Raw genomic sequence first — 11,838 nt, 5'->3', positions numbered from 1 at the left:
ACACTCAGGCATTTTTTTATGATTAAAAAATATACTTTTGCAATCCACACGGAGAGGTGTCAGAGTGGTCGATCGAGCACGCTTGGAAAGCGTGTGTACTGCAAGGTACCGCGGGTTCGAATCCCGCCCTCTCCGCAAAAATGATTGACCTGGCTAATGGATGTTATCGGCTGGGTTTTATTTTGCCCTAAAAGCTTTAGTTTTTAACGGAGTCCGATCTATTTTTAATACGTGCTTTACCTATGCTTACTTCCATTCCTATCCCTTACCTATCCGAGGGTAATCCGATAACAGTATATTAAAACTGCATTTTAAGGGATATGCTGGCAACCCCCAAGCAATAAGCGTTAGCTTAAGACTATGAAATAGCTACATTATAATTGATCTTTATGGAGGTGTTAAATGCACCAGAACCAGTTTTAAGAAATAGGCAAATAATAGATTTTGTATTATTATTGATAAATTAATTTCAAATCGTAAAACAGTATTATTTTTACCAGCAAGAATTAACTAACAAACTATGAATAAATATTGGCTTGGCGTATTGGCCTGTTCTTTGGCTATTAACGCAAATGCTCAACAAAAGGTGCTTTCAGCGAAAGATTACGAACATGCTGAAAGCTTTTTGAGTTATAACACCTCAAAATATATTGATCATACTTTCTCGCAACCAAACTGGCTTGATGGTGATAAATTTTGGTACACGACAAAAACAGCTGATGGCGAGCAAACTTTTTTAGTTGATCCACTAAAGAAAACGAAAACCTTAACTACCGAATATAAAAGCGGTGGTGGCGCTCAAAATTTCCGTCGTGGTGCTCGTGGAGAAGTTGTATCACCAGACGGGAAAAAATCAATTTTAATTAAGGATTATAACCTTTACGTTAAAGATATTGCCAGCGGCAAACTTACCCAGTTAACAACTGATGGAATAAAAGACTACGGTTATGCAACCGATAATGCTGGATGGAAACATAGTGATGGCGCAATCCTTCGCTGGTCGCCAGATTCGAAAAAGATTGCAACCTACCAGCAAGATCAAAGAAACTCGAAAGATATGTATCTGGTAAGTACCAATGTGGGCTCACCAAAACTTAGTGCATGGAAATATCCTTTACCTGGCGACAAGGCAATTGCAACGATTAGACGAGTTATTATTGATGTTGAAACACCAAAAGTAGTTTCTTTAAATATTCCTGCTGATCCACACCGTGCTACATTGAGTGATGATATTTCGAGCAGCGGAACTTTCGATGATATTGATTGGAAAGCAGATGGTTCTGAAGTTGCTTTCGTATCCACTTCACGCGATCATAAGCAAGAAAAATTTCGCATTGCAGATGCCACAACGGGAGCAGTTAGAGAAGTTTTCGAAGAAACGGTAAAAACTCAGTACGAGTCTGGTCAAGGAGCTATTAACTGGAGGTATTTACCTGCATCGAAAGAAATTATTTGGTATTCGGAACGTGATAACTGGGGTCATCTTTATCTATATGATTCTACAACAGGCAAGGTAAAAAACCAAATTACTAAAGGTAATTGGGTGGTAACACGTGTACTTAAAGTTGATGAAAAAACCAGAACAATTTATTTCATAGCAAATGGCCAGGATGCCAAAAATCCATATTTCGGGCATTTTTACAAAATAGGTTTTAATGGAAAAAATTTGGTTGATTTAACGCCCGAAGCAGGAAATCATATGGTTTCATTTTCACCATCTTCAAAATATTTTATCGATACCTATTCTCAGCCAGATGTGCCAGCTGTTAGCGTTTTAAGAGATATTGAAGGTAAACTGATCGCTAATCTTGAGAAAACTGATATTTCTAGATTAACTGCAACTGGCTGGAAAGCACCTAAACCTGTTACCATTAAAGCACACGATGGGAAAACAGATATTTACGGCTTGGTATTTACTCCAACAGAAATGGAGGCAGGTAAAAAATATCCTGTTATCGACTATATTTATCCTGGACCTCAAGGCGGAAGTGTTGGAAGCTGGTCTTTCTCCGCATCTCGTGGAGATAATCAAGCATTGGCCGAATTGGGCTTTATAGTGGTGGTTATCGAAGGAACTAGTAACCCTGACCGATCTAAAAGCTTTCATGACATGAGTTATGGTAACATGGCTGAAAACACATTACCAGATCAGATAACCGCAATTAAACAACTTTCGGCAAATTTTCCAATTGATACAACAAAAGTGGGCATTTGGGGGCATTCTGGAGGTGGCTTTGCTACTGCAGCGGCTATGTTCCGTTATCCTGATTTTTTTAAAGTTGGCATTTCAGAATCTGGAAATCACGATAATAGAAATTATGAGGATGATTGGGGCGAACGCTATAATGGGTTAGCAGAAAATTCGGACTACGAGGCGCAAGCCAACCAGAATTATGCTAAAAATTTAAAAGGAAAACTAATGTTAGTTCATGGCATGATGGACGATAACGTACCACCATATAATACTTTATTAGTGGTTGAAGCTTTACAAAAAGCTAATAAATCTTTTGATTTGGTAATTTTCCCGAACAGTGCTCACGGTTATGGTAGTTACTCACCGTACATGATGCGCAGAAGATGGGATTATTTCGTGCAAAATTTGTTAGGCGCTCAGGCCCCTTACGATTATCAAATGAAACCACCGACAATAAGATAATCTGATGTTATTCTAAAAGGTTCCAGTGCAAACTGGAACCTTTTTTTTTAAGAAAATATCAGGAACGTTAAGTTCTGTTAAACTTTTAATCATCAAGCAATTATCTTCTATTTTAGCTATAAGCTAATCAAAACATGAGATTCCTATTTATACTTTCACTAATCATATTCTCGAATAAAATTTTTGCTCAAAAAATTAACGGACAAATACTAGATTATGCATCGAAATTACCTCTAGAAAATGTAATTGTAAGCTATGGCACGCATACCGTTATTACTTCAGTAGATGGAAAGTTTTCATTTCAAAAAAGTTTATCCTTAGAAATTGTGCGGTTAAAAAAGCTAGGTTATGAGGATTATGAGCTTAACTTAAATTATACTTTTAAAGATCTTACAATCTATCTCAAATCTTCTGCAATAAATTTAAATGATGTACTCATTTTATCTAAACGCGATTACCTTTCCGATTCGCTAAAAATGAGAAAAGATTATGCAAACGTTTTTGCCTATAAAGCACCTACAATTAAAAATATTCTTGTAGAGAAGGGATGGCGTTACCCAACTGTCGGCTCTAATCTGGTTTCAAATTCGACCTCTTCTATTGTAAGCTTCGATATTTTAAAAACAATTGGTTTGCTTACAAAAGGTAGATCATCTATTTCCAAGTTACAAAAGGTACAGCTTAAGGACGAGGAAATGAACTATATTAATAATCGTTTTAATGCGGAAAAAATTGCTTCAATTACTAAACTCGAAGGCGATTCTTTGCAAAGTTTCATTCAAAAATATAAGCCATCAGCAATTGAAGTAAAAAAAATGAACGACTATCAGTTATTGATATATGTAAAAAAAAGTTACGCAGAATTTATTAAATCAAACAAAGATTAACTTTAGCAGTTAATCTAGACATACAGTTTAATCATGGGAAAATCCAGAAATCAGAATAATGTAATTATTACGGGAACAACAGGAATGGTTGGTGAAGGTGTTTTAATAAGATGCCTGAACAGTACTGAAATTGATTCGGTATTGGTAATTAATCGAAAACCTTGTGGCTATACTCACCCTAAACTTAAAGAGATTATTCACCTCGATTTCTTCAATTTTGCTCCTATTGAAGCAGAATTATCAGGTTATAATGCTTGTTTTTTCTGTTTAGGTATTACATCGGTTGGTGCCGATGACGATACTTATTACAAAATGACTTATACCTTAACTATGCATATTGCAGAAACACTAAGTAAATTAAATAAGGATATGACTTTTTGCTATGTTTCTGGCGGTGGCACTAATGCAGATGGTCGTTTAAAGTGGCAAAAAGTTAAGGGCAAAACCGAAAACGATTTAATGAAGCTACCATTTGAGCAGGTTTTTAATTTCAGACCTGGTTTTATTAAGCCCATAAAAGAGCAGAGATATGCGCATAAATTTTATAAATATATAAACTGGATGTTTCCGATTGGAAGGGCAATTTCTCCTAATGGCTTTTGTACTATGACAGAATTAGGCGATGCCATGATTAATACCCTGAGCCATAATAACGAGCGAAGAGTTTTAGAAGGAAAAGATATAATTGCTTTGGCTACCGAACCAGCTTAAAAGCTAAATAAACAAAAAAGGCCTCCGTTTTGCGGCAGGCCTCTTTTTGGGATTGTTTTTCATAATCCTAACTATAACTAAAAATTTGAGAGAATCGATTCTGCTGTTACCCAGATATCAACGTAATTTAGAGCAGTTAATATTTTATAGTCAGAAACATTAAACCGTTTCTGCTGTAGTAATTCCTTTGTAGTAAAAAGCCAAAGGCAATTGTTGTTTATTTTCTGTTTTTGTTTTGAACACACTAGTTAACGCTGGGGCATGAAAAGCTTCAAAACCATCATCCATAATTTTCTTTGTTCTTTGTCCGTATGTAATTATACAAACTGAATTACATTCTAATTGCTCAGCTTTAAACATTCTTTGTTTATCAAACCGTGCGGCTAGCCCCTGTCCGATAAATGATTTATGAATAACCAATTTGCTTAAAAAAGCAATAGGAAAACTTATTTCTGCCAACTCAACATCATTGTTTAGTTGATGTCCTGACAGACATTTAAGATTATTGTGTTTCGAGAGTCGTGCTGATGCGATGATATTATCATTTTTATCAAAGGCTGCCCAATGAAAAGCGTAATCATCGTGCTGATCGCAAAAGCGAGTTAAAAAACCTTGCTGAGCTGAGTGGAAATTGTTTTGCTCCCACACCGTTTTACGAAGTTTTAAAATTTCGTTTTTATGGTAGCTAAAGTTTATTTCTTTAATGATTATCATCGGGATTAATTTGATTTTCAATAGTCTTTTAATGATCCCATCTAAACTCAAACTACCAAACCGCACAGAAACCATTTGCAACCACTCTTCTCGATTCAAATCTACAAGGATGTTTAAATAATTTATGGCAGTAAACACCCTTTTTAACAGGGTGTTTTTACGGTATTAGAAAGGGGGATTTTGCGGTTGGTAAATTGCGTATTTATAACCATTTTTATAAATACTAAACACTCAACAAAACTATGATACAAACTCCTCGCGGAAAGGATGGAAAAGATAATACCATTCCAGTTGATATTGCAAAAAAGATGACTGCTGCTTTTAGAGAAAGTCAAAAAGCAGACAAAGGTACTTTTACTGAGGCTGCCTGGTTTCCCGCTCAACAAATCAAACAATTAGCAGAAAAGCTGGCAAAATTTGAGGGAGATGGTATTCGCGTTTATTTTGGAAGATACACACAGGAGATTATTGATTCGATTAATAAATTGGAATACGGAGATAAAATATCAGATAGATATGTTGATATGAACACTTTACTTTTCGTTGTCACAAAAGTTATTGATGGCAAACCAAGAACTGATTATTTTATAGAAAAAGTATCACACGGGCATCATCATCATAAAGATTCGTTGAAAAAATATGGCGGTACAACGCCTGATCCTACTGACCCTGAAAACAGAGGTGATTTGTGCCCAAATGATTGCGACATTAATAGTATATTAATGTAAATATAATTAGTAAATGAAGAATAGTTACCAATTATTAAAATGAATGGACTTGGAATAATAAGTTTGTTCTCAACAAATTCAACAATAGAATCAATTTGTCTAGTTTTTGCTGTTTTTTTCTTATCTAAAGATAAATCCAGGTTTTGGAAAATTACAATAGCATATATGGTTTTGGTGCCTTCTACGGAGTTATTAGGCAAGTATTGGGCCCACACATATCATAATAATATATGGATTTACAACATCTATAGCCTATTTGAAGCTGCTTTTATTTTATATGGACTCCATTATTTTTTAAAAGATTATATAAAAATACAAAAATTGATCATAGCAACATTCGTTCTAATTTTAAGTGTTTTTTCAATCTATACTTTTGTAAATGGCATTAGGGTATACAACAATCTAATGATTAGCATGATGTCTGTGTTTTTTATAATATATGCCCTACTTTACTTTTACTTATTATTGAAGGATGAGGCTTATGTAAATTTAAAATTTCATCCCGCTTTTTGGTGGGTAGGTGGAGTTTTAATATTTTATTTCGGCAGTACACTTGCTAATTTTTTCGATGACTATTTTAGAATAACGCTTTATGGAAAATATACATTGAGATTTTTTATATACACAACCATTAACATTTTTTTATATGGTTTTTGGTCTTATTCTTTTATATGCAGAGCCCGCCAACGCAAGTTATCTCTTTAGTAATACTGGCGTCATTAGTGTTTCTTTTGATGCCATTATTTTTACTGATGTATATCCGTTCTTACAATCGCCACAAAAAAAACCATATTGTGGAGAAGCAAAATATGCAGCAAAAATTTGAGGCCGAAATATTAAAAACGCATATCGAAGTACAGGAACAAACGATGCAAACCATAGCTACCGAACTTCATGATAATATCGGACAATTACTAAGCTTAACCACACTCACTTTAAACTCCATTAACGTTTCCGAAAACGAAAAAGCAACCGAAAAAGTTAATAACTCGCTTTCCTTGGTAAATAAATCAATTAAAGAAATTAGAGAACTAGCCAAAATTTTACATGGCGAACAAATTGTAGAATCGGGCATTGGCAATGCCATTGAACAGGAAATTAACTGGCTAAAAAGAGTTGGTGGCTATGAGTTAAGTATTAATAACGATTTACTCGATGTTAAGGTTTCATCGCCTGACAAAGATTTAATTATACTTAGGTTATTACAAGAAATAATTAATAACATTATTAAACATGCCCAAGCAACATCTATACAAATTGATACCTGTTTAAAAAATGATACTTTACTTTTAACTGTAAAAGAAAACGGTGTCGGCTTTGATTATAATGAAGCTAAAAACAAGAAAACCGGAATGGGGCTTGCATCAATTCAGAAGAGAATAGAAATGATTAAGGGAAAAATTGATGTAAATTCGGCCATAGAAAAAGGCACTTCAATTTTTATCGAAATACCATACCCTTAATTATGCTACCAAAATCACTATCCATTGGCATTGTAGATGACCATACGCTTTTCCGTTCGGGTTTAGCCAATTTATTATCCGAATTTGAAGAAATAAATGTAGTTTTTCAAGCTACAAACGGCATCGATATGCAGAAACATGTAAAGCTAAATCCAGATGTTCAACTTATTTTAATGGATATTAATATGCCTTTAATGGATGGTTATGCAGCAACAAAGTATGTCAAAAAAGAACATCCCACAGTTAATGTTTTAGCATTAAGCATGTTTGAAGATGAAAAAGCCATCATTGGCATGCTCAAAGCAGGAGCTGGTGGCTATATGCTCAAAGAATCTACCCCTTCCGATTTAGTTACCGCGATCAGAACCACCATTGAGAAAGGTTTCTTTATAAACGATATGGTATCGGGCAGGTTGTTGTTTTCATTAAAACAAGATGATCCAAAACCCCTAATAACAGAAAAAGAACTTACGTTTTTGCAATACTGTAGTACCGAACTTACTTACAGAGAAATTGCAGATTTAATGAATATCAGCCCAAGAACCGTGGATAATTATCGTGAATCGTTATTCGCCAAGCTTAACATTAAAACCAGAACAGGCCTTGTTGTATATGGAATTAAGCATAATTTAATAAAAATCTAACCTCCAGATAAATTTAAAAGATTTGTTAAAAAATTTGTTAAACTAAATAATTAGTTTTAACTTTAATATCAGGGACGCATTGCGTCTATTCCTATAATCAAAAGTAAAATGGATATTAAAGATTTAACCAAAGCCGAAGAACAAATAATGCAGGTTTTATGGCAACTGGAAAAAGCATTCGTAAAAGAGGTAATTGACGAGTTGCCTCTTCCAAAACCAGCTTACAATACTGTATCAACCATTATCAGAATTCTTGAAACGAAAGGATTTATTGGCCATGAAGCATTCGGTAAAGCACATCAATATCATCCCCTAATTAGTAAGGAAGAATATAAGCGCCATGCAACAGAAAAGCTATTGGGCAATTACTTCGAAAATTCGGTAGAAAGCATGTTCTCATTTTTTGTAAAAGAAGAGAAACTAGACTTAAGCGATGTGGATGAAATTTTAAAAATGATTAATAAAATTAAACACAGACCAAGATGAGTTTCGCCCATTACCTTCTGCAGGTAAACTTATATCTGATTGTTTTTTATGGTTTTTATAAATTGCTTTTAGATAAGGAGACCTACTTCACGTTAAACCGTATTTATTTGGTAAGTGCTGGCTTTTTATCGCTTGTAATTCCATTTATTAGGTTAGAGTGGCTTACTGAACAAAAAGCTGCACAACAAGTTTATACCACCGTTAAATGGGATGCTGTTTTGCAACAAGCCACAATTGTTACCGAAGCACAGGAAGGATTTAAATGGGGAAACTTAATCGTTTATATTTACTGCGCTGGGATTTTGTTTTTTCTGGGTAGATTAATTTATAATCTGCTCGCGGTAAACAAACTAATTAGAATGGCAAAAGATGGGTCTGCCTTTTCGTTTTTCAATAAAAAGGTTATAGACTTAGAATTGCCGCAGCGCGATGTAATCGATATACATGAAGAAGCGCACATTAAACAATGGCATACTTTAGATATTCTGTTTTTTGAAGTAATTGGAATTATTACCTGGCTTAACCCAATTATCTATTTATACAAAAAAGCAATTAAAAATATTCACGAATTTTTGGCCGATGAGCATGCTGCAGATTTTCAAGGTGATAAAGCAGAGTATGCTTTATTAATTCTAAGCAAATCTTTTGGTATTAGTCCGAACGCTTTAACTAGTAATTTCTTCGAGAAGTCTTTAATTAAGAAGAGAATTTATATGCTGCACAAAGAGCGCTCAAAAAAAGCAGCTGTAATAAAATATGGCATTTCGATTCCGCTCTTTGCAATCTTTATTGTATTCTCTTCGGCAACCATTCGGAAAAATAAAAAACTGTTAGTTTTTTCTGAGCAGATTCCTTTAGAAAAGCCAATAGCTTTGGTTGAAGAAATGGTTACCAAACCTATGGAATTTACTGAGGCGAAAGATTCGGTTTTAGTTCAAAATGTATCTATTGAACCAAACTGGAAAGATTTCTACAAATTTTTAGGTAAAAATATATTGTACCCTAAAGATGCACAAGAAAATTCATTGCAGGGAAATGCAGCAATAAAATTTACTTTAAAAAATGGTAAAGTAAGTGATTTAAGCACCAACGAAGATTTAGGCCGCGGTTGCGATGAAGAGGTAATGAAATCCATTTTATCTTATAAAGGATTTAAAGAAGTTGAAAACGGAAAATACTTATTAAACGTTGCTTTCAGGCTTTCTGGAGCAGATTCGGAAATTAAAAATGAATTTTCAGCAAACCCAAGAGGCTATAAAAAATTATCTCAACTTACGGTAACTGGCTTCGCTCCTACATCAGCAATATCAGATGAACATGAAAAAGTTTACGATTTTGTAAGCATTGAAAAAGTTCCTGACTTTCCTGGAGGAATGAAAAAGTTTTATGAATATCTTGGAAAAAGCATAAAATACCCAGTAACTGCGCAGAATAACAATGTTCAAGGGAAAATATTTTTAAGTTTTACGGTTGAAAAAGATGGACAACTTAATGATGTTCAGGTTATTCGTGGATTGGGCAGCGGTTTAGATGAAGAAGCTTTAAGAGTGATTAAAGGCAGCCCAAAATGGAACCCAGGCATCCAAAATGGAGATCCTGTTAGAGTTAAGTACCATATTGCGGTTAATTTTACCCTAGATAATGCTGAAACGAAATTGAGCACTACAAGCACTGCCCAAACATCTATATCAACATTATCCAGTAACAATAAAATCTCTCTCTCTGGTATTAAAAACTTTAACAGCGCTACAAGTCCTTTAGTTGTTTTAGATGGCGTAACTCAAGATCAGGATGCTTTAAAATTTATCAAACCAGAAACTATAGAATCCATATCCATTCTAAAAGATGGAAATGCTACTGCTTTATATGGAAATAAAGGATTGAATGGAGTTATTTTAATAACATCTAAAACGGTAAAGAATTCTGCTTTTAGAAAGCTTAATGATGCGGAACTTACCGTTGACAAATCGAATAATCAATTTACAAGACCAAGATTTTAAATAATTTATTATGAAAAAACTATTGATTTTATCTGCATTTTTAGTTTGCACACTTGCTAATGTTTATGCTCAAAGTGATAGTTCGGCTAATAAATTATTTAAAATAAATGCAGCTAAGAAAAACCCAATCTACACGATTGATGGAATAAGACAAGGCTTTTTTACCGATTTGAGTAAAAGCAGTTTAAAAGTAGAAAATATTGAAGCTGTTAAAGTTTTAAAAAGTGATGACGCCATTAAACTATATGGAGTTGAAGCCACAGGTGGTGCGGTTTTAATTACAACCAAGACGGGAAAAAACAATACAAGTAATTTAGATCTAGAGCAGAAACTTAAATCTCTGAATTTAGAAAAAAGTATAAGTACTTTCAGGAATACTAGTTTGACGCCAAGAATTAAAATCGAAACAGATTCTATAAAATCCTACAGCCAATCGCCCATAATTTTTCGAGGACTAAACCATTCTATTGACACTTCTAATGAACCTGTTTATGTGTTAAACGGTGATAAAGTTGAAAAAGCCTCTATTAACCTTTTAAATCCTAACACCATTGCGTCAGTCACGATTTTAAAGAAAGGTGATGAAATGAAACTTTACGGCTCACAAGCTCTGAACGGAGTCGTTATTATAACCACTAAGCCTGTACCTAAATTATCAGAAAAAGCTACAGATAAGAACTAAATAGTAGTTTTTATTAATTTAAAATTTATTAAAGTTTATTAATCTCTGATTCAAAAATGAAGAGAGAGGGATTCTATTTGCCTATTTTTTTTAACATGAACCAATAATATTTTAAAATTTAAAACAAAAAACAATGAAGAAATTAATCATTTTACCAGCGTTAGCCATCATGATGATGTTAACCAACATGGAGAGCAAAGCTCAAAAAGTTTATGACTTTGTAAGTGTCGATAAAGTTCCAGATTATCCTGGAGGGATGAAAAGCTTTTATGAATATTTAGGAAAAAGCATAAAATTTCCTGAAGCTGCAAAAAAGAACAAAACCCAAGGAAAAGTATTTTTATCTTTTATTGTAGAGCAAACTGGCAAATTAACAGATGTTGAAGTAGTTAAAGGTTTAACCAAAGAAACCAACGATGAGGCTGTAAGGGTTCTAAAAGAATCGCCAAAATGGAATGCAGGAACAATTAAAGGAAAACCAGTAAGGGTGAAATATAACATTGCGGTAAATTTCACTCAGGTTTAAAAAAGAAACCTTCAGAAAACACAAAGCCCCGACAAATTGCCGGGGTTTTATGTTTTCTCTCCTGTCTCGGAACAATAAATTTATAAAATCTTTAATGTATATGCAAATTTTACAGAATAATATTTTCAAATATGCAAAAAATAATATGCATACATAGGAAAAATACAAATTTTGCAAATTATAATTTGTTTTTAAAGGTTTCGATTTCTCCAGTTATACTTCCGAATATCTTCTGAAAATCACCAATTACCTTTGAAACGAAATAAAAGTGTTATTTATTGCCTCTTTTATTAAATGTAAAAGATTCACTTATTATGGATGATAACTAATTATACCATAAA

Annotated in this window: 11 protein-coding genes and 1 tRNA gene; 11 read left to right on the top strand and 1 reads right to left on the bottom strand. The window is 33.7% G+C overall.

Annotated elements, in window-relative coordinates:
- The first annotated feature begins 50 nt into the window (after positions 1-50).
- From ABD692_RS09810 to ABD692_RS09795, 4 genes are all read left to right on the top strand, one after another.
- Positions 51-135: transfer RNA gene (locus ABD692_RS09810), tRNA-Ser, on the top strand.
- A gap of 385 nt (positions 136-520) precedes the next feature.
- Positions 521-2,656, top strand: coding sequence for a S9 family peptidase (locus ABD692_RS09805; protein ID WP_344766635.1), 2,136 nt, complete (start codon positions 521-523; stop codon positions 2,654-2,656).
- 134 nt (positions 2,657-2,790) lie between these two features.
- Entirely contained in the window at positions 2,791-3,543 is a 753-nt protein-coding gene (locus ABD692_RS09800; RefSeq protein WP_344766633.1) for a peptidase associated/transthyretin-like domain-containing protein, read from the top strand.
- A 33-nt stretch (positions 3,544-3,576) separates the two neighbouring features.
- The gene (locus ABD692_RS09795; protein WP_344766631.1) at positions 3,577-4,254 is read left to right on the top strand and encodes an NAD-dependent epimerase/dehydratase family protein; all 678 of its coding nucleotides are present in this window, start codon (positions 3,577-3,579) and stop codon (positions 4,252-4,254) included.
- A gap of 159 nt (positions 4,255-4,413) precedes the next feature.
- Here the strand turns inward: ABD692_RS09795 and ABD692_RS09790 are convergent, their stop codons facing one another.
- Entirely contained in the window at positions 4,414-5,067 is a 654-nt protein-coding gene (locus ABD692_RS09790; RefSeq protein WP_344766629.1) for a hypothetical protein, read from the bottom strand.
- Positions 5,068-5,210: 143 nt separating this feature from the next.
- Here ABD692_RS09790 and ABD692_RS09785 point away from each other — a divergent pair, with 143 nt between their 5' ends.
- The 7 genes from ABD692_RS09785 to ABD692_RS09755 all read left to right on the top strand — a co-directional run bounded on the left by ABD692_RS09785 (position 5,211) and on the right by ABD692_RS09755 (position 11,497).
- Complete coding sequence (locus ABD692_RS09785; RefSeq protein WP_316755797.1) at positions 5,211-5,696, top strand: hypothetical protein; 486 nt, start codon at positions 5,211-5,213, stop codon at positions 5,694-5,696.
- 671 nt (positions 5,697-6,367) lie between these two features.
- Positions 6,368-7,159: a sensor histidine kinase gene (locus ABD692_RS09780; protein WP_344766627.1), complete on the top strand. Its 792-nt coding sequence runs from the start codon at positions 6,368-6,370 to the stop codon at positions 7,157-7,159.
- A gap of 2 nt (positions 7,160-7,161) precedes the next feature.
- Positions 7,162-7,803 (top strand): response regulator, encoded by a 642-nt coding sequence (locus ABD692_RS09775; RefSeq protein ID WP_316755791.1) that lies wholly within the window; start codon positions 7,162-7,164, stop codon positions 7,801-7,803.
- Between the two features lie 108 nt (positions 7,804-7,911).
- Positions 7,912-8,289, top strand: a complete 378-nt coding sequence (locus tag ABD692_RS09770) for a BlaI/MecI/CopY family transcriptional regulator (RefSeq protein WP_316755789.1) — start codon at positions 7,912-7,914, stop codon at positions 8,287-8,289.
- Positions 8,286-10,289 carry a TonB family protein gene (locus tag ABD692_RS09765; protein ID WP_344766624.1) on the top strand — a complete coding sequence of 668 codons (2,004 nt, stop codon included), beginning with the start codon at positions 8,286-8,288 and terminating at the stop codon, positions 10,287-10,289. Before ABD692_RS09770 ends, ABD692_RS09765 begins: the two co-directional genes overlap by 4 nt.
- 10 nt (positions 10,290-10,299) lie before the next feature.
- Entirely contained in the window at positions 10,300-10,971 is a 672-nt protein-coding gene (locus ABD692_RS09760; RefSeq protein ID WP_344766622.1) for a TonB-dependent receptor plug domain-containing protein, read from the top strand.
- Positions 10,972-11,104: 133 nt separating this feature from the next.
- Entirely contained in the window at positions 11,105-11,497 is a 393-nt protein-coding gene (locus ABD692_RS09755) for an energy transducer TonB (protein WP_344766620.1), read from the top strand.
- The last annotated feature ends 341 nt before the right edge of the window (positions 11,498-11,838 follow it).

This window comes from Pedobacter ginsengiterrae (assembly GCF_039537385.1).
GTDB classification, from domain to species: domain Bacteria; phylum Bacteroidota; class Bacteroidia; order Sphingobacteriales; family Sphingobacteriaceae; genus Pedobacter; species Pedobacter ginsengiterrae.
The sequence above is the reverse complement of the archived record's forward strand: the minus strand, read 5'-3'. Positions and strand labels throughout refer to the sequence as shown.